Below are 21,339 nucleotides of genomic sequence, written 5' to 3'. Positions count from 1 at the left end.
ACCACCGGGTCGTGCAGCTCCTCGGCCGCCCCGGCGCCCCCGCTCCCGTCCCACAGCGCCAGCCCCGGCCCGGCCTCCGCCAGCAGCCGCCGGCGCACGGCGGGCGCCAGCCCGGGCGCGTGCGCGTCCAGGACGGCGCCGGACCCTCCCGTGTCCAGCGACTCGACCTTGCGCTCGGGCAGCCCGGACCGCCGGAAGAGGTCCTCGGTGCCGGTCCGCGAGGCGGCCAGGAAGACGATCGGGGCGTCCGCGATGCGCCGTACGACGAATCCCACGACGGCCGCGCTGGCCTCGTCGAACCACGCCACGTCGTCGGTGATCATGAGCAGGCCGCGCTCGGCGGTGGTCAGCTCCAGGAGGGCGAGCACCGCCGTCGACACCAGCGGCTCCGGGGCCGGGGTCCGGGTGAGGTCGAAGACCTGGTGGAGGGCGTCCCGGTGGTGCCCGTCGAGCCGGTCCACGTCATGCCGCACCGGGTACAGCAGCTGGTGCAGCGCCGAGTACGGGATCCGGGTCTCGGACTGGACGCCGGCGGCGCGCAGCACCCGCATCCCGAGAGCCGTGGCCCGGGTCGCGGCGGCGTCGAGGAGCGCGGTCTTGCCCACCCCCGGCTCGCCGTGCAGCAGGAGACCGGAGCTGCCCTGGCCGAGACCGGCGAGCAGGGTGTCGATCAGTTCCAGCTCGGCCGTACGCCCCGGAAGCTGTGCCTCGCCCGAGGGCGATCGGGGCGGCTCCTCGGTATGACGACGCCTCTCGGAGGTGCTCACAGATCTGAATATAGCCTCCCCAAAATGCTTGACGGCGCAAACAGTTGCACAAAGGGCGAGGTGAGCGCTGGGTATGGTGGGCGGATGACGAGTGACCCATGGCCCGAGGCCGAGGTCGCCGCCGAGTTGATGAAGGCGATGACCCGGCTGCGCGCCCGGCTGCGCACCGAGTCGGCGCCCAGCGACCGGCGGTGGAACTGGTCGCAGCTGACCACGCTGGCCCGCATCGTCGAGGAGGGCCCGGTCACGGCCACCGAGCTGGCGCAGGCCGAACACGTACGCCGCCAGTCGATGGCCGAGACACTCGCCGCCCTGCGCGCCGAAGGCCTGGTCGGCACCAGCAAGGATCCCGGCGACGCCCGCAAGACCCTCGTCCACGCGACGCCCGAGGGACACGCGCTGATCGGGACGATCCCGGTGGCCCGGGCGACCTGGCTCGGCGCGGCGATCGAGGCGCACCTGCGGGCGGACGAGCGCGAGACCCTGCTGAAGGCCGCCGCGATCATGAACAGGATCGCGGACAGTGGCAGGTGACGGGCCGCCCGGGTGTCCGGGGGCGAGGCCGTCGGGGACGGCCGGGGATCAGGCCGACTTGGTCAGGCCGACTTGGTCAGGCCGGGCAGTTCGTCGGTGTCGATGACGTGGGCCTGGTGCGGGAAGACCTTCTCCGTCAGGACGCGGTGGACCTCGGGGTCGGGGTCGGCGGTCGCGTCCTTGAGGAGGTAGAGCGCGAAGTCGTCGTCGGCCGCCTGCCGAAGGGTCGTCAGGACCACGCCGCCGGTGGACAGTCCGGCGAGGACGAGCGTGTCGACGCCCTGCTCGCGCAGCAGCCCGCGCACGTCGGTGGCGGAGGCGAAGGCGCTGAAACGGGTCTTGCGCACGGTGATGTCCCGCTCCGACACCTCGAACGACTCGTGCAGGTCGGCCTCCGGGCTGCCGTCGGGAAGGAACCTGTTCTCGGCGACGGCGGCGAACGCCTTGTTCAGCGCGGGTATGGCGGTGAAGTCCTCCGGGGCGAAGGCGACCCGGACGTGGACGACCTGGACGTCGTGCGACCGGGCCCAGGACAGGGCCGCGTGGGCCCGGGAGAGCGCCTGGTCCGGGTCGGCCACGGCGGCCAGGACGGCCGGCTGGAAGTCCATCAGGAGCAGGGCGGTGCGGGCGGGGTCGAGGTGCGGGACGGTGCTGGTCATGACCTGAACTTTCTTGTCTTGCCGGATGGTTCCGGCTGGTCGAGGTGGTGCCGGAGGGCGGGGGAGAGGGTCAGGGGGTGGGCCGCCGGTCGGCGTGCGCCAGCTGCCGGTCGAGGACCGTCATCACGAGGACGACGGCGGCGATGCCGACCAGCGCCCAGGAGATGTGCCTGAGGCCGGAGTCGTCGACGTGGGTGTGGAAGGCGGTGCCGGTGATGGCCGCCGAGGCGATGGAGCCGATGTAGCCGAAGGTGCGCAGCAGCCCCGAGGCGGTGCCGACACTGTCCGCGGGCGCCTCCTGGTACAGCACCGTCTGGTTCGCCACGGTGCCGGCCCCCGAGGTGAGGCCGAACACCGCGGTGATCACGACCACCACGGCCACCGGCGTGCCGCCGTCCAGGAACAGCGTGGCGACGGCGCCCACCAGCAGGAGCAGCGCCGAGACCACCAGCGGCGCGCGGACCCGGCTGCGCCGGGACACGATCCGGGCGGAGACCGCCGACAGGACACCCATCGGGATGAGCGCCAGACCGGACTGGTAGGCGGTGAGCCCCCGGGACGCCTCCAGCCACTGGGTGAGCCCGTAGAGGATCACGTAAGTGCCCAGCAGCGTGAGGCCGTTGCGCAGATAGGTGCGGGTGAGCGCGAGGTTCGAGGCGAGCAGCCGGACGTTCAGGAAGGGGTTGGCGGCGCGCAGCTCCCAGGCCACGAGAACGGCGGCGATCAGGACGGAGACGCCGAGGGCCGGCCACTCGGGGCCGGGCAGCGAGGACAGGAACACCAGGAGTGCGGTGAGCGCCCCGCCGAAACCGGCGATACCGGCCAGGTCGAGGCGGGAGACGAGCTCGCGCGGCGAGCGTCCGCGCACCCGGTCGGTGTCCCTGGGGATCCAGACCGCGGCCATGACGAAGGCGACGATCGCGACGGGGATGTTGATCCAGAAGGCGGTCTGCCAGCCGAGCCGGCCGATGAGCAGGCCGCCGACGGCGGGGCCGACGGCGACGGTGGCGGCGCCCGCGATCGCGAGGCCGCCGAGGACGCTGCCGGGCGGTTCCGACCGGCCCGCGTCCCGGGCCCGGCGGCGGATCAGCAGCATCGCGGAGGGGTAGCCGGTGGAGGTGCCGGCGCCGATGAGCACGCGGGCCGCGACCAACAGTGATATGTCACGTGCCACCGCACCGAGGATCCCGCCCGCCAGCACCAGGAAGATGCCGGCGAAGAACACCCGCCGGGGCCCGAACTCCTCGGCGAGCCGCCCGGCCGCCGGCTGGGCTATCGCGCTGGTCAGATACAGGCTCGATATGAGGATCGCGGTGCCGCCGACGGACGTGTGCATCGCGGCCGCGATCGCCACCAGGGCAGGTGCGATCACCGAGCTGTTGATCGGGTTGAGTACGGCGCCCATGTACAGCGGGGTCACGAAGGCCGCTCCGAACGGGTTGCCCGGCGGAGCCTTCTCCTGCTGTACGGAGGTGGTGTCGGCGGTGGTTTCCAAGGTGCTGCTCCTCCCTTCCCGCGCTGCCCGGCATGCGTACTGCCGGTCAGGCAATTTACGCAGGCTGCCTGACAAACAATAGCAGGCAGCCTGCCTATTCCTGCGGGGTGATCCGGGGGAGCGGGAGGGGTTGCGGCGCAAGACGCCGTATCGGCGGGAAATGCCTTGTCGGATGGGGTGTGGGCGGGGGAGACGGAGCTGCCGGCCGGGTTTCGACCTCGGTGTCCGGCTCTCCGCCAGATCCCGGATTTCCTTCCGGCACCCCCCGGTCGCACCGGTTAACAGTCGGGAACCGGCCCGGCCGCGGCCCCGGAGCCCTGACCGGGGTCAGCGGCCGCGGCGGGCCCGGCGGGCCTCGACCAGCAGCGGCAGCAGGGACAGTACGACGATCGCGCCGACCAGTGGCAGCAGATAGCGGTCGATGTGGGAGACCGAGGAGCCCAGGGCGTACCCGGCGAGGACGAAGCTCTGCGACCAGAGGAGTCCGCCGACGGTCTGCCAGACGGTGAACGGCCGTACCGGCACCCCGAGCGCCCCGGCCGCCGGATGCAGCACCGACCGGAGCATCGGCACGAAACGGCCGATCACCAGCGCCTTGCCGTATCCGTAGCGGGCGAGCAGCCGCTCCGCCCGGGCGGCCCCCTCCCGTACCCGCGGCCGGGAGGCACGGGCCAGCAGCGGCCGCCCGCCGTGCCGGCCGATCAGATAGCCGACCTGTCCGCCCGCCACCGCACCGACGGCCGCGCACAGCAGCACCTGCCACAGCTCCAGCCGGGGCGGCCGGTCCGCGTTCGCCGCGCACAGCACACCGGCCGGGAAGAGCAGCGTGTCACCCGGCAGGAAGAAGCCGACGACCAGCAGCCCGGACTCGGCGAAAATCACCGCCAGGACGCCCAGCGCTCCGAAGGCGGCGAGCAGCGAGCCGCTGTCCGTCGGATTGACGGCGATCACCACGCTCGCCTCCCCGCCCTGTTCGCCGGCCGTCTCACCCAAGTGTCGCGTGACGGCGGCCGTGGGACCCGCCTGCAACACCGCGCGTCAGCGACGACCCGCCGATGGATCCCGCGCGAGGCGGACAGCCCTACGCTCGGCGGGGCACGGTGAGCGCCCGGGACGCGATCCTCGGGGGACGGCCCGCCCGCTGGTCGGGCGCGGGCCGACGGCGGCTCAGACGCCCCAGATACTCCGGTAGGCCTCCCGGTAGCCCGGTGGGTCCCAGGACGTGGCTCCGGCGCTGTTGGCGGCCGTCGAGACGTGGGTGGGGGCGACATAGCCGCTGGCGGGACGACCGGAGAAGGCGCGGTTGAACTCGTCGACGATCTGCCAGCCCTGCTGTGACAGCGGCTCGGGAACGGTGGCGGTCTGGTACTGCCCGCTGTTGATGCGCTGGAAGGCGGACGGATCGCCGTCCCCGGCACCGATGTTGAAGGGCGGGCCCGTCCCCTTCCGGCCGGCCGCGCGGAAGGCGGGGGCCGCGTCGGCGAAGTACAGGTCGTTGATGGCGACGGAGTGCGTCCACGTGCCCGGGAACCGGGCGAGCAGGGAGGCGACCTCGCGCGGGGTGCGGCTGCTCGCGTCCGGGATCGGGATGTTCTCGTACGCGAGCAGCCGAACCCCGGCGCAGGTGGCGAGTTTCCCCCTGATCAGGTCGGACTTCCGCTTCGCGAAGGGGACCGAGGCGTCGGTGAACAGGACGACCCCGGCCCGGCCGCCGGAGTGCGCGATGATCCACTGTGCGCTGATGCCGGCCACGTCCTCGACCCGGGTGGTGACGTTGGTGAAGAGCGGGGGCCGCCTGCTCGGGCCGGGGGCGGCGACCGCGTGCCAGCCGACGAGCGGGATGCCGGCCGCACCGGCCGCGGCGACCTGCTGTGACGTCGAGCCGGGGTCGAAGCCGCCGATGACGATGCCCGAGGGCCGCAGGGCCACGGCCTCGCCCATGGCCGCCTGGATGCCCGCGGGGCTGCCGCCGCCGTCGATCACCCGCACCTGCCACCCGATGACGTGCGCGGCCTCCCGCAGGCCCTTCGCGACGCCCGCGACTCCGGGGTTGGTCATGGTCTGCGCGACGAAGACGATCGTCCTGCCGGACACCGCCGCGGGGCCGGTGGTCGGCCCGTTCCAGGCGGTGTCGGACTGCTCCGCCCGTGCGACGGCGGCCCGGGCTCCGGCCTCGACGGCGGGGCAGCCGCCCGGGCCGGTGGTGGAGAGCTCGGGGGCGTTCGACGAGCCGCGCTGACAGCCGGTCAGGGCGACCGCCGCGGCCAGCAACGCGAGGGAGAGGGACCTGGCCCGGCCGGTCCGGGAGGTGGTGGCCTTGCGGGGGCGGTGCACGGGAGCCCCTCGCCGAGGCACGAGCGTCAAGGCACGGCGGGGGCGGGGGCGGGGACCGGGGCCGGGGTCGGCGCCTCTGGCGTTGGTCATGGCGCGGGGTCCGCGGTTCCGCCCCCGGACCCCGTCGGCGGCCGCTGCGCAGCGGCCGGTGCGTCGCGGGCCGTGTCGGCCCCGGTGCGCAGCCGGCGGGCGGAGTAGCCGGCCAGACCGACGGCGAGCAGCAGCGTGCCGCCGTAGAACAGGGGGACCGTCCAGAAATCGGCGCCGAGTTGCCCGATGCCGGTGAGGCCGACGGCGAGCACGGCGACGGCGACGAGCGTGCCCAGGGCGTTGGGACGGCCCGGTCTGATCGCGGTGGAGCCGAGCAGGGCGCCGACGAACGCGGGCAGCAGATAGTCGAGACCGACGCTGGGATTGCCGATCTGCTGCTGGGCCGCCAGCAGTACCCCGGCGAAGCCGACGATCAGCCCCGACGCGGCGAACGCGTAGACGGTGTATCTGCGGGTCGGGATGCCGACCAGTTCGGCGGCGCGCGGATTGGCACCGATGACGTAGAGGCACCGGCCGAGCGGCAGCCGCTCCAGCACCACCCAGAGAACGACGGCGAGGGCGAGGACGTAGAACGCGGGCAGCGGCAGGCCGAGGAGCGTGGAGTCGTAGAGGCCGGTGAAGGCGGCCGGCAGACCCTGCGGGCCCGGGACGATCCTGCCGCCGCCGGTGACCCAGCCGGTCACGGCGTACAGCATGCTGCCGGTCCCGAGGGTGGCGATGAAGGAGTCGATCCGGCCGAACTCGACGACCACACCGTTGAGGACACCCACCACCCCGCCGCCGGCGATCACCACGAGGCAGGCCCAGGGCCAGGGCCATCCCGCGGCGATGACGAGCTGCAGCACCATGACGTGGGCCAGGCCGAGGCCGTAGCCGAGGGAGAGATCGAAGGAGCCGGTCACGACGGGGACCATGGCGGCGAGCGCGAGGACGGCCGGGATCGACTGGTTGGACAGGATCGCGTCGACGGTGTCCCGGGTGGGGAACGTGCGCGGCAGCGCGAGGGAGAAGACCAGGACGAGAAGGGCGGTGAGGACCAGAAGACCGTAGGCGCCCGCGAGGTGCCCGGCCGGACCCCGCCGCAGCGGCCGGGAACGGGGCGGGGCGGGCGGGGGCGCGGCCGTCATGAGTCCGTGGTCGTTCCGGGGGCCGGCAGGGCCGAGGCCGCCCGGGCGAGCCCAGTGACCGTGAGGTCCGTACCGCTCAGCTCGGCGGCCACATGGCCGCGGACGAACACCAGGGCGCGCCGGCACACGCCCGCCACCTCCTCGAAGTCGGTCGAGACGAGCAGGACCGCGAGACCGCCGGCCAGCGCCTCGTCGAGCAGGCGGTGGACCGCGGCCTTGGCGCCGACGTCCACGCTCGCGGTCGGCTCCTCCAGGATCAGCAGGCGCAGGTCCGCCCTGAGCCACCGGCCGATCAGGACCTTCTGCTGGTTGCCGCCGGACAGGGCGGCGAGGGGTGCCTCGCCGTCGCGGGGACGCACCGCGAACCGTTCGATCAGCTCCGCGGCCCGGGCCCGCTCGCGGCGGGGGCCGATCCAGCGCGGTGCGCGTGGACCGCCCGCCCGGGGATTGGCCAGCAGGTTCTCGCGCACGGTCAGCCCCATGGCACAGCCCTCCCGCTGTCTGTCCCCGGGCACGAAGCCGACCCCGGCGGCGACGGCGTCGGTGACCGTGCGGGGCCGGTAGGGCCGGCCGCCCAGGAGGGCCCGGCCGCCCAGGAAGGGCCGGGCGCCTGCCAGCGCGCGGCCCAGCTCCACGTGCCCCGCGCCCGACAGCCCGACCAGGCCCAGCGCCTCCCCGGCCCTCAGCTCCAGGGTCACCGCCGCCGTGCCGGCGGTCCGTGCGCCGTCGAGGGCCAGGACGGCCGGGCCGCCCACGGGGGCGGTCACGGGGAGCGGGCGGGCCGGTTGTTCCTCGCCGACGATGTCGTGGACCAGCCGGGCAGGGCTGTGGCCCGCCAGCGGGCCCTGGCTGACGAGCCGGCCGTCGCGCAGCACCGCGAAGGTGTCGGCCACCTGGTACACCTCGTCCATGCGGTGGGTGACGTAGAGGATGCCGTGCCCCCGGTCCCGCAGGACGTGCAGCACCCGGAAGAGCCGGGCGCAGTCCGCGGCGGGCAGGCGGGCGGTCGGCTCGTCGAGTACGAGGAGTCGCGCGCGGGTCGCGAGAGCCCGGCCGACGGCGACCAGCGAACGCTCGGCGGGACCGAGCCGGGCGACCGGTGTGCCCGGATCGAGGTGCCCGGCGATCGTTTCCAGGGCTTCGGCGCAGCGCTCCCGGGTCCGCCGCCAGGAGATCAGTCCGGCGCGCCGCGGATATCCGGCGGTCAGGGCGATGTTCTCGGCGACGGTCATCCACTCCACGAGCCCGAGGTCCTGGTGGATGAAGGACATGCTGCGGGTGGCGGCGTGGCTTCCGAGCGGGTGCCCGGCCACCGTGATCCAGCCCGCGTCGGCATGATGGACCCCCGCGAGCACCTTGATGAGCGTGGACTTTCCGGCACCGTTGGGACCGAGGAGGGCGAGGACGCTGCCGGCCCGGACGTCGAGGTCGACCCCGTCCAGCGCGCGCGTCCCGCCGAACCGCTTGGCGAGCCCGCGGATCCGTACCAGGGGGTCGGCCCCCAGGATTCCGGGGGTGTCGGGAGGGTCGTGCACGGACATCTCCGGGGGTCGGCCTGGCGATTTCTTCCCGACTCTCGCCGCGATACTAGTGCGACAAGTCATGCCATTACGGATTTGACGCCCGTATTCGGGATTCGATGACCGTGATGACACCAACGGGTCAGCGCGTAGCCCGTGTCGGCCGCGCCGCCCGTGTCGGCCGTGGCGGCCGTTTCCCTGGCCTCAGGCGGCGTCGAGCCCGCACTCGGCCCAGATGACCTTGCCCTGCCGGATGTAGCGGGTGCCCCAGCTCTGTGCCAGCTGGGCCACCAGGAACAGGCCGCGGCCGCCCTCGTCGGTGGTGGCCGCCCGGCGCAGGTGCGGGGCGGTGTTGCTGCAGTCGGAGACCTCGCAGATCAGGGTGCGGCCGTGCAGCAGACGTACCCGGACGGGACCGGAGCCGTGGCGGATGGCGTTGGTGACCAGCTCGCTCAGCACCAGCTCCGCGGCGAACCCGGCCTCCTCGAGTCCCCAGTCGGCGAGCCGGCGCAGAGCCGACGCGCGGACTTCGCTGACGAGGGAAGGGTCGGCGGGCAGGTCCCAGGTGGCCATCCGATGGGGGGCCAGGGCGTGGGTACGGGCCACGAGCAGCGCGATGTCGTCACGGGGGTGGACCGGTGCCACGGTCTCCAGGACCGTCTCGCAGATCTCCTCGGGCGTGCGGTCCGGGTGGGCGAGGGCGCCCCGCAACCGGTCGAGGACCACGTCGGCGTCACGGTTCCGGCTCTCGATGAGCCCGTCGGTGTAGAGGACCAGCCGGCTGTCCTCGGGGAGGTCGATGTCGACGGCTTCGAAGGGCAGGCCGCCGAGGCCCAGCGGGGGCCCGGCGGGCAGGTCGGGGAAGGAGACCGTGCCGTCGGGGTGGACGAGCGCGGGCGGCGGATGCCCGGCGCGGGCCATGGTGCACCGCTGCGTGGTCGGGTCGTAGACGGCGTACAGGCAGGTCGCGCCGAAGATGCCCGCCTCGCCCGCGGCGGGGGCCTCCCGGTCGAGGCGTCCCACCAGGTTGTCGAGGTGGGTGAGGACCTCGTCCGGGGAGAAGTCGAGTTCGGCGTAGCTGCGGGCGGCGGTGCACAGCCGTCCCATGGTGGCGGCCGAGAGCATGCCGTGGCCCACGACGTCACCGACCAGGAGGCCGACCCGGGTGCCGGAGAGGGGGATGACGTCGTACCAGTCCCCGCCCACGTCGGACTCCGCCGGCAGATAGCGGTGCGCCACGTCGACGGCGTCCTGGTCCGGCAGCCCCTGCGGGAGCAGGCTGCGCTGCAGCGCCAGGACCATGCTGCGCTCCCGGGTGTAGCGCCGGGCGTTGTCGATGGACAGCGCGGCGCGGCCGGCGAGTTCCTGGACGAGCGAGCGGTCGTCGTCGTCGAAGGCGGCGGCGTGCTGCCCGCGGTAGAACGCGGCCACGCCGAGGGTGACGCCGCGGGCCACGAGGGGGACGGCGATGAGCGAGTGGACGTGGGCCAGTATCACCTCGGTGTGCTGCGGGTCGTGGGCGAGCCAGCCCATGGCGGTCGTCAGGTCCGGTTCCAGCACCGCCTGCCCGCTGGTCAGGCAGCGCAGGTGCGGAGTGGCCGGGCCGTAGTCGGTACGTTTGCCGACCGGGTAGAACGGACAGTCGTCGCTGATGCCGTGGACCACCGTGCGGTACAGGTCGGAGAAGGGGTCGGCGGCCTCCTCGCCCCGCAGTACGGCCTCGGGCAGGTCGATCGTGACGTAGTCGGCGAGCCGTGGCACCGCCGTCTCGGCGAGTTCCTCGGCGGTACGACGCACGTCCAGGGTGGTCCCGATGCGGGTGCTGGCGTCGGTCAGCAGCTCCAGACGGCGACGTGCGGCGAGGGCGTACCGCCCCACGTGCGGCTCTCCCACCAGCACAAGCCCCCTCGCCGGGGGCGGCGAGCCGCGGCTGCCGCCCGCCGGTGCGTCGGTGCCGCGCGCATCGGCGCGGAGGGGGACGAGGCCGGGCGCAGCGATGCCGGGTGCCGCGGCGAGGGGGACGGCCGCGGACGGCGGGACGGCGGGGACCGTGGGGACGACGGGGACCGCGGGGACGACGGATGCCGCCCGGACCTCGGGGGCGGCGGGTTCGGCGGCTGCGCCGGCTTCGGCGGTCGCGGCGGTGTCGCGGGCGGACTCGGTGGGGACGAGGGTGAGGCGCGGCGGCTGCTCGGCAGGCCACGGGACGAGGAGGGGCTCGTGCCGTGCGGGGCCGGGCAGGATGGCCTCGGTGACGAAGCCCTCCACCCCGGTGGCGGTCGTCATCGGACGGCTCACCAGCGTGACCCGCCGGCCGTCGGAGAGGGTCACGTGGACCGCGGCCCGCTGTGCGCAGGAGATCAGCTCGGCGGCCTTCTCCATCAGGGTCGCCCGGTCGCAGGGGCGCATCCCGGGGGTCAGCTCGCCGACCCCGACGCTGTGGTGAGGTCCGGCGGTGGTCTCGGCGCCGGTGTCCAGGTACGCGCGGAGCAGGGCCCGCTCGCGTTCGGAACTCTGTCCGAGCAGCCGCCTCTCGATGGCGTGGGCGGCCCGGCGTATCAGGGCGGCCAGCGCCGGGTCCTCGGCGCTGCGCGGGTAGCCGAGGCACAGGACGCCCTCGATGCGGCCGCTGATCGGGTCGCGGACGGGCAGTGCCCGGCAGGCGTTGCCCTGTGCGCGCTCGGCGAAGTGCTCGGCGCCGTAGACCTGGACGAGTTGCCGCTCCGCCAGGGCGAGCCCGATCCCGTTGGTGCCGGCGTACCGCTCGGCGAACACGAACCCGGGGACGCGCTGGAACGCCGGGAGGCTGCCGGCCAGCGACGCCTCCCCGAAGCGGCGCAGCAGGACGGTCCCGTTCGCATCGGCCACGGAGATGTTCATCCTGCTGCCGGCGAACAAGGACTGCAGCCGGTCGAGCACCGGCACGGCCGCGCGGATGATCCGGGCGTCCCGCTCGAAGTCGTCCCGGAAGGGAAGTCCGGGCTGGTCGGGGGAGAGTCCAAGGGCTCGGCAGCGCTGCCACGAGTTCGAGATGGGGACGCGTACGCCGGCTTCGACCGCCTCGCCCTGCAGGAAGCGCTCACGCGAACGGGCGGGCCCTTTGCCGTCTGTCGCACGCCCCATCGGTATCGTCTTCCCGCCGCCCCGAACCACGCTTCGCCTCACTCGCGCCTGCAGAGTTCGTCCCTTCTAGGGCATTTCCCCCGAAGTGATGAGACATATGCAAAATCAGGGACATCGGGTATCTGGAGTCACAGAACGGCGACCGGGTTGACCGGTGAGCCCGTTCCGCCCGGGATGTTCAGCGGCGCCACGACGAGCAGGAACTCGTGCCGCCCCGCCCGGGCCGTCGCCGCCGACAGGGCCTCCAGATCGAGGTTGTCCAGCAGCGGCACCCCCATCGCGGCCATGACCAGGGCATGGACGGGCGAGTGCACACCGTCCACGGGGGAGGGCCGTACGTCACTGTCGCCGTCACCGCCGAGCAGCGCGATGCCGCGCTCGGCCAGCAGCGGTACGGCGTTCACATGGAGGCCCGCGCCGGCCGTGCCCGGGTCCCAGGCGCCGAGGTCCGCCCGGCGGCGGGTCTGCCCGGAGCGCAGGAGCAGCGCGTCGCCCTCGCCGATCCGCACGCCGAGTGCCTCTTCCGCGGCGAGGACGTCCTCCGCGTGCACCGCCAGCCCGGGCTCCAGCCAGCGGATCCGCAGGACGGCGGGGAGGTCGAGGAGCACGCCCCGGGTGACGAGGGGGCCGAGCGCCGACACCGCTCCGAAGCGGACCCCCGCCGCGCCGACGACGTCCTTCGCCGTCCGGCCGTCGTACAGCTGCCCCCGGTAGGCGACATGGCACAGGGCGTCGAGGTGGGTGACGGCCTTGCCGTGGTAGTCGGCGGCGATGAAGTCCTTGTGGGTGGCGGGCTCCGGGCTCTCCACGTCACCGAGATCGGTCATGTGGTGCAGGGCGGGCCTGGGGTTGTCGGGGCCGGGCACGGTGTTCCAGGGCAGCGCCAGCGGCACGACCTGACCGGACCGCACGGCGCCCGTGGCCCGTCGTACCCGCTCCGGGGTCACCCGGTTCCAGGCGCCGCGGTCGGCCGGGGTCCAGCGGCCCCAGGTGCGGACCGCCTCGAAGAGCGCGTCGAACTCCCGGCGGGAGACGGCGGGCCCGTTCGCGGCCTCGGCGGGACCGCGATCCGGGCCGTCCGAGGAACTCGTGCTCATCCGTACTCACCGTTCCCAGCGTCGACACACGGCCCCGGCGGCCGAGACCGCCGCGCGGGCCCGGCGGCACCTCGCGGGTCCGCCGGCCGGATTCCCAGCCTGGCACGACCCGCGCCGGCCCGCCGGGTTCACACGCCCGGCCGCGGCCCGCCCCAGGCAGGCCCGCGGGGACCGTGCCCCCCGATGCCGCACGGCGGGCAGAGCCGCAGGACCGACCGTAGATTGAGGATGAAGCCGTTGAGGCGGGAAGGAGCGTCAGCGGTGGCATCGCGGGTTGATCACACGGCGCTGTTCGCCGCGACACCGAGCCCGTATCTGGTACTGGGTCCGGACCTGGTCATCGTCGATGTGAACCGGGCCTATCTGGCCGCCACCGGACGCACCCGGGAGGACCTGCTCGGGCGGCACATCTTCACCGCGTTCCCGGACAACCCCGCCGACCCGGACGCCGACGGGGTCAAGAACCTCGGTGCCTCCCTGCACCGGGTCCTCGCCACCGGCCGGTCCGACACGATGGCGCTGCAGAAGTACGACATCCCCGTCATGGGCCGGCCCGGAGTCTTCGAGGAGCGCTGGTGGTCCCCGGTGAACACCCCCGTGCTCGGCCCGGAAGGGCAGGTGACCTACATCATCCACCGGGTGGAGGACGTCACCGCGTTCGTCAAGGAGTACCGGGCCGCCCACCCCGAGGGCATCCGGGCGGCGGAGCGTCCGCAGGAGACACAGGCGCTGGAGGCGGAACTGTACGCACGGGCGCGGGAGCTGCAACGGCTGAATGAGGAACTCCGGCAGGCCCACACCCGCGAACGCGAGGTCGCCGTCGCCCTGCAGGAAGCCATGCTGCACGCCCCCGACCTGGCCCACCACCGCGACATCGCGGTGCGCTACCTGCCCGCCACCGGCTCCCTCAACGTCTGCGGCGACTGGTACGACGTCGTCGACATCCCGCCCGACCGGCTCGCCGTCGCGGTCGGCGACGTCATCGGCCACGGCCTCGATGCGGCGGCCGTCATGGGCATGCTCCGCAGCGCCCTGTCCGCCGCCATCCGGGCCCTGGAACGCCCCGCCCAGGCCCTGGAGGTCCTCGGCCTGTACGCCAGGTCCGTCGAGGGAGCGCTGGGCACCACCGCCGTCAAGGCGGTCGTCGACACGCGCAGCCGTCTGATCACCTACAGCAGTGCGGGCCATCCGCCGCCGATGCTCGTCCACCCCGACGGCAGCTGCGAACTGCTGGACCAGGCCACCGACCCGCCGCTCGGCGCCCGCCCGCAGCACGTCCCCCGCCCGCAGGCGATCCTGCCGTACAAGCCCGGCGACACCCTCGTCCTGTACACCGACGGGCTCATCGAGCGGCGGGACCAGGACATCGATGTCGGCCTGGGGCAACTGGCCGCCGTCCTCGGCGAGTTCATCCACCTGGGCGCCGAACAGCTCGCCGACACGGTGCTGGCCCGCCTGGGCGTCGCCAGCGGCGGCCGGGACGACGTCGCGCTCGTCGTCGTAAAACTCTGAAGGCTCTGAATGCTCTGACGGGAGGCCGGAGGGCCGGTCGACCGCGCGACTCCCTACCGGCCGGCGCGTACCCCGTCCAGGGCGATGCCGAGGACGCGGTTGCGCTGGGCATCGTCCTCGAATGCCGTCGCGGTGATGCCGGAGACCATGCGGAGCAGGTCGCCGATCTCCATGTCGGTGCGGACCACGCCCGCCTTCTGGGCCCGCTCCATCAGGGGGCCGCCGGCCGCGTACATCGAGTCACGGCAGGCCTGGAAGATCTCCGACTCGTCGTTCAGGGCCTCGCGCACCGCCCGCTTGGTGACCATGTAGCCGGAGAAGCGGTCCAGCCACGAGGTCAGCGCCTCCCACGGCTCCAGCTCGGCCAGGTCCACGGCGGCCCGGCACAGCGCGTTGACCTCGTCCGCGTAGACGCTCTCGAAGAGGTCGCGGCGGGTGGGGAAGTTCCGGTACAGGGTGCCGATCCCGACCCCCGCGCGGCGGGCGACGTCCTCCAGGGAGACGTCCGCGCCGCGCTCGGCGAACGCCTCGCGGGCGGCCGTCACCAGCGCGTCGTAGTTGCGGGCCGCGTCCTTACGGTGCGGTCTCCGGGACGCGACGATCTCACTGACGGGGAACGGGCTGTCCGTCACTGCTGCCTCCCGCGTGACAAGGGTGAACCGGAGGTGTTCCTCGACTTCGGTTGAAGCGGAGGGTTGCCTCCAGTAGAGTGGAGGGGTACCTCCACTTTAGCAGTGCGGAGCGGTACCGCCATGGCCGGACGCGGCCCGGTGTCCCCTTCCCGCACGCTCACGGACGTCTCCCGCACTGTTTCCCTCCGTTCCGATATCGGAGAGGCCTTTTCATGCCCCGCAAGTCCACCCGCCTCACCTTCGCGGTCCTCGCGACCGGTGCCGGCGTGTTCTCCATGCTCCAGTCGCTGGTCGCGCCGGCCCTGCCGACCGTCCAGCATGCCCTGCACACCTCCCAGTCCACCGCGACCTGGGTGATGACGGCCTACCTGCTGTCCGCCTCGGTCTTCACCCCGATACTCGGCCGGGTCGGCGACCTGGTCGGCAAGAAGCGCACCCTCGTCGCCGTCCTGCTGGCCGTCCTGGCCGGCTGTCTCGTCGCCGCGCTCGCACCGAACATCGGCGTCCTGATCATCGCCCGGGTCGTCCAGGGCATCGGCGGCGCCCTGTTCCCGCTCTCCTTCGGCATCATCCGTGACGAGTTCACCCCGGCCGAGGTCAGCGGCAGCATCAGCAACCTGTCCGCGGTGATCGCGGCCGGCGGTGGCGTCGGCATCGTGGCCGCCGGACCGATCGTCTCGGCGCTCGACTACCGCTGGCTGTTCTGGATCCCGGTCGGCGTGGTCGCGGCGACCGTCCTGATCGCCGCCCGCTATGTTCCCGAGTCGCCCAAGCGGGCCGAGGGCAGCGTCAGCTGGCTCGGTGCCGGGCTGCTCTCCGCCTGGCTGGTGGCGCTGCTGCTGCCGCTGAGCCAGGCCGGACAGTGGGGCTGGGGCTCGGCCAGGGTGCTCGGCCTGTTCGGTACGGCCGTCGTCCTGTTCGCCGTCTGGCTGCTCACCGAGTCCCGCTCCGCCACCCCGCTCATCGACCTGCGCGTGATGCGGCTGCCCGCCGTCTGGACCACCAACACCGCCGCCCTCCTCTTCGGCGCCGGCATGTACGCGATCTGGTCCTTCCTGCCCGGCTTCGTCCAGACCCCCGCCTCGGCCGGCTACGGCTTCGGCGCCACCGTCACCGAGTCCGGCCTGCTCATGCTGCCGATGCTCATCGCCATGTTCCTCTCGGGCGTCATCGGCGGCCGCCTGGAACACCGCGTCGGCGCCAAGGCGCAGCTCACCGCGGGAGCCGCGCTCGGTGCGCTGGCCTGCGGCTTCCTCACCCTCTGGCACGACAAGCAGTGGCAGATCGGCGTCGTCGCGGGACTGTTCGGCCTTGGCATCGGCCTGGCCTTCGCCTCGATGGCCAACCTCATCGTCGGCAGTGTCCCGCCCGAGCAGACCGGCGCCGCGACCGGCATGAACGCCAACATCCGCACCATCGGCGGCTCCATCGGCGCCGCTCTCACCAGCGTCCTGGTCACCGGCCGGCTCCAGCCCTCCGGGCTGCCGTACGCCTCCGGCTACACCCACGCCTGGGCCCTGCTCGCGCTGTTCCTCCTGACCGCCGCCGGGGCCGCCCTCCTCGTTCCGGTCCGCCGCGCGACCCGCGTCGCCGACCCGGTCACGGAGCGGTCGGCGGCAGCACCCGTACGCGTGCGGTAGTGTTGACCTGCGTGATCACGCGGAACCCACCGCGTGACTCCGCAGCGGGACGTGGCGCAGCTTGGTAGCGCACTTGACTGGGGGTCAAGGGGTCGCAGGTTCAAATCCTGTCGTCCCGACTGGAGTTCTCTCCGTCGTTGCAGGTCAGGGCCTTGGATCACACTTCGTGAGACGAGGCCCTCGATCGTTTCCGGAGCACTCGTCTCACAATTTCTCACGAACTGGGATGATCTTCTCCAAGAGGCGTTCCGTAGCCCTTGAGACGGCAGTCGCGGAGGATCTTCCAGGTCTTTGTCCGGGCCCAGGCGACAGGCGACTCGGCCCCGGTCTGCCGGCCGGGTTCGGGCGGGTGCCGCAGGCTTCTGGCCGGCCCGACCGCGGCCCACGTCGACAAGGGGTATGACTACGCCCACCTGCGGCGATGGCTTCGAGAGCGGAACATCACCCCTCGCATCGCCCGCAAGGGCACCGAATCATCGAACCGGCTCGGCTGTCACCGCTGGGTGGTGGAGAGAACCGCGTCAGATGGATCGGCCCAGGTCCCCGCGTCCGGGGCGGGAGTTGAGGGTTCGGTTCGGCTCGGGCATGACGTGCTCGTGGCGGCTTCGGGACTGGAACGAGGCCGGCGTCCGGCAGCGGTTGCACGAGGTCCTGTTGGCCGAGCTCAATGCGGCTGCCCGGCTGGACTGGTCCCGGTGCGTGGTCGACTCCTCCCACGTCAGGGCGCTAAGAGGGGGAGCCGGACGGGCCCGTCGCCGGCCGACATGCACGAAGCCCTTCTGGAACCGGCCTGCCGCCTGATCACCCGCCGACAGTCTCGCCTGCTGTGCCGTTCACCCTAGGCGGCCAGCCGGGCACCCTCCGATCACGCCGGTGGTTCAGCCTCCAGGAAGCTGCGCATCTCCATGGCGAGATCGCGCATGTCCTCTCCAGGAGCGTGATCGGTAGTCGCCTCGAAATGCCACTCGTCGTCGGGGAATCGGTCGTGCAGCCCCCACGTCAACTTGACGCGTGATCCCCCAGGTCCTCACCGTGACCTTGATCCGCACCGCTTCGCTGTCCGCTGTCACAAGGAAGTCGCGCATCGGATCGTCTTGTTCGTCCGGGAGGGAGCCCGTCAGGCCGTGGAAGCACAGCTTGATCGCTCGCGGGCTCTGCGCGGCCCTCCGGCGTCGGCCGCCCCCTGCCCTCGGGTGCGAGGACATCCTTACGGCACGCGGGCGACGCCGACGTAGAAGCCGCTCAGCTCCTCGGTGGGAGCCGGTGAATCCTTGTACCACTTGGTCGCTGTGACCAGCCCTGGAGCCACCAGTTCCAGGCCCTCGAAGAACGGCTCGATCTCGGCCCGCGTACGCATGCGCAGGGGGATCTCGCCCTTGCGGTACGTCGTGGTCACCGACTTGACGAGGTGCGGGTGCTCGTCCGCCGTGCCGTGGGAGAACATGAAGTAACTGCCCGAGGGCAGCGCGTCGAGAAGCGTCCGTGTAAGACCGTAGGGGTTTTCGTCGTCGGTGATGAAGTGCATCAGCGCGATCATCGACAGCGCGACGGGCCGGGTGAAGTCCAGGAACGTACGGGCGTGGTCGAGGATGACTCCCGGCTTCCGTACGTCGGCCTCGATGTAGTCGGTGTTTCCCTCGGGACTGCTGATGAGCAGAGCCTCCGCGTGCCGCAGCACGATGGGGTCGTTGTCGGCGTAGGCGATCCGCGCCGACGGCACTATGCCTTGCACGATCTGATGCAGGTTCGGCTGGGTCGGGATGCCCGTACCGATATCGAGGAACTGGTCGATGCCGTTGCCGGCCAGCCAGGCCGCCGCGCGGTGCATGAACGCCCTGTTGCGCATGGCGTTGAGACGCGCCTCCGGTGGCAGCTTCGCCGCCACCTCCTCATCAACCGGATAGTTGTCCTTGCCGCCCAGCAGCCAGTCGTAGACGCGTGCAGGGTGGGGCCTGCTCGTGTCGATACGACTTTCGCAGGAAGGGTCCGCCGTCATGCATGACTCCAGCGTGTACTAGATCGCTGACCGACTCACCGAGGTCGCTTCGTGCGCCGTGGATGAGGCAGTAGAGGGCATTGCGATTGTGCCATTGGCCTAGCCCTCACGCGGAGTTGTCGCTCGATGCTCGGCACGCTCACCTGCGCGACGGGCTGCCCCCGCAGGAGCGACCGGTCGCGCCGGGGCGCTACTGAACTTGACCGAGTGATGCCGGGAGGGTTCGCCTGACAGCGGCTACTGGCGCCGGTGGCTTCTGAGGACGAGGGCTGTCGGTGATGTCTATGTGGGTGCCGAGGGCGTGCCTGGCTGGTTTCGTCTCCGCCTTGTTCCCAACCGGTCACGTCGCCCGTTAGTTGTTGTCGGAGGGCAGTTCCGGATCAGGGCGAGAGGGAACACGTGATGACCCATGCACGGTCGAACGGCTCGCCGGCACCCGTGGTCAGCAGCTCCCGGCAGACGTCGGGCCTCGCTGCAGGGACGATGACTCAGTTCGATGGCATCTACGATCAGCCGGACCCTCGCGCGTACTTTCGTGAGCTGGGCCCCTGGGAATACCAAACCCCTCATCATGCCCAGCCCGTCTTCCGGCGCATGCTCACAGCGCGCCGGACCGCAGGCCCGGCCACGGTGCTGGACCTGTGCTGTTCCTACGGCATCAACGCCGCCCTGCTCAACCACGATCTCACCCTGGAGGACCTGTACGCCCACTACACATCGCCGCAGGCCACGGAGCTGACCACCGCAGAGTTGATCGAATGGGACCGGGCCTACTACGCGGCGCACCGGCGCCCGGACCCGGCTCGCGTCATCGGGCTCGACGCCGCCCCCTGTGCCATCTCCTACGCACACGCTGTCGGCCTGCTGGACGAGGGGTTCGCCGAGAATCTGGAGACAATGCCGCCCAGCCCGGCCCTGCGCCAGGCCGTAGGCCACACCCGCCTCATCACCGTCACCGGCGGAGCCAGCTTCCTGTCCCCTCTCACCTTCGAGTCTCTCCTGGACTGCGTCCACGGCCCGGTGTGGGTCGCCGCGTTCGTGCTGCGAACCCACTCCTACCGCCGCACGGCCGAGTGCCTGGAGTCGTACGGCCTGAGTACCGAGAAGGCCGCCACCCGTACGTTTCCGCAGCGCCGCTTCACCAGCGAGCAGGAGCAGCGGTACGCGATCGACGCGGTGACCGCGGCCGGTGAGGATCCGCAGGGCAGGGAGACCCACGGCTACTTCCACACCACGCTGTACCTGTCGCGTTCCGCGGCAGACGCGGCAGAAGCTCCCCTGGCCACCCTGGTCCAGGCATCCTGACGCCTTCCAACTCCCTTACCCGGAGCAGCAGTCGGCGTCGCCGGCAGCATCCAGAAGCACGGTCGGGACCCCTCAGGTCGGCCCGTGCCATGGTGGCGCCGGACCGGGACGGCGAAGGTATCCGGGATCGGCCCTTCCGCGGCGCGCGGGCCCGGCAGGTTACAGGCCGCCCACCTTGACCGGGAACTGCTGGATCGTCACGTCCGTGAGGGGGCGGTCGTTCCGTCCTGTCGGGGCCTTGGCAGTGGCGTCGACGACCTCCTGGCCCTGCACGACTTCACCGAGGATGGTGTGCCGGTTGGTCAGGTGCGGGGTCGGACCGACGGGGATGACCGGCCCTCCTCGGCCATCTCTTTGGGGATCGCCGCCCTGGATCATGAATCCGTCGGTCACGCAGTGGAAGATCGTTCCGTTGTAGAGCGGCCCCTGACCCGGTGCCTGAGTCTGCGGGTGGGAGGAAGCGCTTCGCGTCGAGGCCATCTCGGCCGAGGAGTTAGAGAGGGCCGCCACCCCACCACCCCGGCCCCGGGCAGGTGACGGCCGTCCCATGCCCGTCCCGGTGCTACGAGCCCACCAGCAGCACACTCGCAATCTGCCGTGCTCCGTCACATCCGCTGCCCACTGTGCCTGAGCGTCTTACTCGGCCCAGCTTAGGACTCCTAACAAAAGTGGTGGGCTTGACCTGGTCGGAGGTCGGTGTCGGGCACGAGGCCGCCGGGTGGCGGGACGCGGTCAGCCGCGTAATCGCACGCGGTAAACCCGGCGACGTCGGCGATCATCCCCGGGATACTGGTCGCCCATGGATGAGGTCGAGGTCGTCGTCGCCCATTCCGAGCGCGCGACTCTGCGCGTCGGTGACGTGTTCCTGAAGGTGGACGCCGATCAGGCGCGCATCGACGCCGAGGTCGAGGCGATGTCCCTCGCGCCGGTCCCGACCCCGGAGGTCCTGTGGCACAAGCCGCACGTGCTCGCGATCGCCGCACTCCCGGGGGCGACGCTCGGGCGCCTCGGCGGGCCGTCGACCGGGTCGCCGGCGGCGTGGGCCGCGGCGGGCGCCGCCATCCGGAAGCTGCACGACGCGCCGCTGCCGCCCCTGCCGGGCCGGGCCGGGCGGAGCACCGTCGCGCTGGCGGCGGAACTCGACGCCGAGTGCGAGTTGCTCGTGACGAACGGCCTCCTGCCCGCTGACCTGGTCACCCGCAACCGCCAGGTCGCCGAGGCCGCGCTGCGGCCGTGGACTCCGGCGTTCACGCACGGCGACCTGCAGATCGCGCACGTCTTCGTCGACGGCGACGAGGTCACCGGCATCATCGACTGGTCCGAGGCGGGCCAGGGAGATGCCCTGTACGACCTCGCCACCTTCACGCTCGGACACGAGGAGCACCTCGCCGACGTCATCGCCGGCTATGGCACCGGCGTCGACCTCGACGTGATCCGCGCGTGGTGGTCGTTTCGGAGCCTGCTGATAATTCGCTGGCTGAGCGAGCACGGCTTCGACCCGTTCGCGCCGGGCTGTGAGGTCGACGTGCTGAGATCCCGGATGTGAG

Annotated in this window: 18 protein-coding genes, 1 tRNA gene and 2 pseudogenes; 8 read left to right on the top strand and 13 right to left on the bottom strand. The window is 72.2% G+C overall.

From position 1 onward, the window contains the following. Positions 1 to 767, bottom strand: a 767-nt coding sequence (locus KVT45_RS36540) for an ATP-binding protein (protein WP_217553468.1), incomplete at its 3' end; no start/stop codon positions are given. Positions 768 to 851: 84 nt separating this feature from the next. On the opposite strand from KVT45_RS36540, the gene KVT45_RS36535 reads away from it, so the two are divergent. Beyond that, positions 852 to 1,301 (top strand): MarR family winged helix-turn-helix transcriptional regulator, encoded by a 450-nt coding sequence (locus KVT45_RS36535; RefSeq protein ID WP_217553467.1) that lies wholly within the window; start codon positions 852 to 854, stop codon positions 1,299 to 1,301. A gap of 62 nt (positions 1,302 to 1,363) precedes the next feature. Here KVT45_RS36535 and KVT45_RS36530 read toward each other — a convergent pair whose 3' ends face one another. From KVT45_RS36530 to KVT45_RS36495, 8 genes are all read right to left on the bottom strand, one after another. Next, a complete protein-coding gene (locus KVT45_RS36530) occupies positions 1,364 to 1,960 on the bottom strand; it encodes a cysteine hydrolase family protein (RefSeq protein WP_217553466.1) in 597 nt (198 codons plus the stop codon). Between the two features lie 70 nt (positions 1,961 to 2,030). Continuing rightward, a complete protein-coding gene (locus tag KVT45_RS36525) occupies positions 2,031 to 3,455 on the bottom strand; it encodes an MFS transporter (protein WP_217553465.1) in 1,425 nt (474 codons plus the stop codon). A 327-nt stretch (positions 3,456 to 3,782) separates the two neighbouring features. Beyond that, positions 3,783 to 4,406 (bottom strand): DedA family protein, encoded by a 624-nt coding sequence (locus KVT45_RS36520; RefSeq protein ID WP_217553476.1) that lies wholly within the window; start codon positions 4,404 to 4,406, stop codon positions 3,783 to 3,785. A 216-nt stretch (positions 4,407 to 4,622) separates the two neighbouring features. Then, positions 4,623 to 5,723 carry a substrate-binding domain-containing protein gene (locus KVT45_RS36515; RefSeq protein WP_254647872.1) on the bottom strand — a complete coding sequence of 367 codons (1,101 nt, stop codon included), beginning with the start codon at positions 5,721 to 5,723 and terminating at the stop codon, positions 4,623 to 4,625. Between the two features lie 152 nt (positions 5,724 to 5,875). Then, positions 5,876 to 6,967 carry an ABC transporter permease gene (locus tag KVT45_RS36510; RefSeq protein WP_217553463.1) on the bottom strand — a complete coding sequence of 364 codons (1,092 nt, stop codon included), beginning with the start codon at positions 6,965 to 6,967 and terminating at the stop codon, positions 5,876 to 5,878. Continuing rightward, a complete protein-coding gene (locus tag KVT45_RS36505; RefSeq protein ID WP_217553462.1) occupies positions 6,964 to 8,508 on the bottom strand; it encodes a sugar ABC transporter ATP-binding protein in 1,545 nt (514 codons plus the stop codon). The genes KVT45_RS36510 and KVT45_RS36505 overlap by 4 nt, the downstream gene beginning before the upstream one ends. Positions 8,509 to 8,691: 183 nt before the next feature. Further along, positions 8,692 to 11,610 (bottom strand): SpoIIE family protein phosphatase, encoded by a 2,919-nt coding sequence (locus KVT45_RS36500; RefSeq protein ID WP_254647849.1) that lies wholly within the window; start codon positions 11,608 to 11,610, stop codon positions 8,692 to 8,694. Positions 11,611 to 11,738: 128 nt separating this feature from the next. Continuing rightward, positions 11,739 to 12,707 carry a cyclase family protein gene (locus tag KVT45_RS36495; RefSeq protein WP_217553460.1) on the bottom strand — a complete coding sequence of 323 codons (969 nt, stop codon included), beginning with the start codon at positions 12,705 to 12,707 and terminating at the stop codon, positions 11,739 to 11,741. Positions 12,708 to 12,968: 261 nt separating this feature from the next. Between KVT45_RS36495 and KVT45_RS36490 the strand changes: the two genes are divergently transcribed. Continuing rightward, the gene (locus KVT45_RS36490; protein WP_217553459.1) at positions 12,969 to 14,219 is read left to right on the top strand and encodes a PP2C family protein-serine/threonine phosphatase; all 1,251 of its coding nucleotides are present in this window, start codon (positions 12,969 to 12,971) and stop codon (positions 14,217 to 14,219) included. 53 nt (positions 14,220 to 14,272) lie between these two features. Here the strand turns inward: KVT45_RS36490 and KVT45_RS36485 are convergent, their stop codons facing one another. Beyond that, the gene (locus KVT45_RS36485) at positions 14,273 to 14,851 is read right to left on the bottom strand and encodes a TetR/AcrR family transcriptional regulator (RefSeq protein WP_217553458.1); all 579 of its coding nucleotides are present in this window, start codon (positions 14,849 to 14,851) and stop codon (positions 14,273 to 14,275) included. A gap of 212 nt (positions 14,852 to 15,063) precedes the next feature. Between KVT45_RS36485 and KVT45_RS36480 the strand changes: the two genes are divergently transcribed. The 4 genes and pseudogenes from KVT45_RS36480 to KVT45_RS36465 all read left to right on the top strand — a co-directional run. Next, positions 15,064 to 16,491 (top strand): MFS transporter, encoded by a 1,428-nt coding sequence (locus KVT45_RS36480; protein WP_217553457.1) that lies wholly within the window; start codon positions 15,064 to 15,066, stop codon positions 16,489 to 16,491. Between the two features lie 45 nt (positions 16,492 to 16,536). Beyond that, positions 16,537 to 16,610: transfer RNA gene (locus KVT45_RS36475), tRNA-Pro, on the top strand. 264 nt (positions 16,611 to 16,874) lie between these two features. Beyond that, positions 16,875 to 17,015 (top strand): annotated as a pseudogene (locus KVT45_RS36470) (IS5/IS1182 family transposase); the annotation flags it as partial. A 52-nt stretch (positions 17,016 to 17,067) separates the two neighbouring features. Then, positions 17,068 to 17,255: pseudogene (locus KVT45_RS36465) on the top strand (IS5/IS1182 family transposase); the annotation flags it as partial. Between the two features lie 101 nt (positions 17,256 to 17,356). Here the strand turns inward: KVT45_RS36465 and KVT45_RS56750 are convergent. After that, complete coding sequence (locus KVT45_RS56750; RefSeq protein ID WP_254647848.1) at positions 17,357 to 17,494, bottom strand: DUF6228 family protein; 138 nt, start codon at positions 17,492 to 17,494, stop codon at positions 17,357 to 17,359. A 204-nt stretch (positions 17,495 to 17,698) separates the two neighbouring features. Continuing rightward, positions 17,699 to 18,487, bottom strand: coding sequence for an SAM-dependent methyltransferase (locus KVT45_RS36460; RefSeq protein WP_217553456.1), 789 nt, complete (start codon positions 18,485 to 18,487; stop codon positions 17,699 to 17,701). Between the two features lie 594 nt (positions 18,488 to 19,081). On the opposite strand from KVT45_RS36460, the gene KVT45_RS36455 reads away from it, so the two are divergent. Then, positions 19,082 to 19,792: a hypothetical protein gene (locus KVT45_RS36455; protein ID WP_308310970.1), complete on the top strand. Its 711-nt coding sequence runs from the start codon at positions 19,082 to 19,084 to the stop codon at positions 19,790 to 19,792. Positions 19,793 to 19,951: 159 nt separating this feature from the next. Here the strand turns inward: KVT45_RS36455 and KVT45_RS36450 are convergent, their stop codons facing one another. Continuing rightward, a complete protein-coding gene (locus KVT45_RS36450) occupies positions 19,952 to 20,272 on the bottom strand; it encodes a peptidylprolyl isomerase (RefSeq protein ID WP_308310971.1) in 321 nt (106 codons plus the stop codon). Positions 20,273 to 20,591: 319 nt separating this feature from the next. On the opposite strand from KVT45_RS36450, the gene KVT45_RS36445 reads away from it, so the two are divergent. Continuing rightward, positions 20,592 to 21,338 (top strand): phosphotransferase family protein, encoded by a 747-nt coding sequence (locus KVT45_RS36445; protein ID WP_217553453.1) that lies wholly within the window; start codon positions 20,592 to 20,594, stop codon positions 21,336 to 21,338. Position 21,339: the final 1 nt, after the last annotated feature.

The sequence above is a fragment of the Streptomyces sp. GbtcB6 genome (assembly GCF_019091475.1).
Lineage (GTDB): Bacteria > Actinomycetota > Actinomycetes > Streptomycetales > Streptomycetaceae > Streptomyces > Streptomyces hyaluromycini.
Note: the sequence above shows the minus strand (reverse complement) of the source record. Positions and strands in the feature narration are given on the sequence as shown.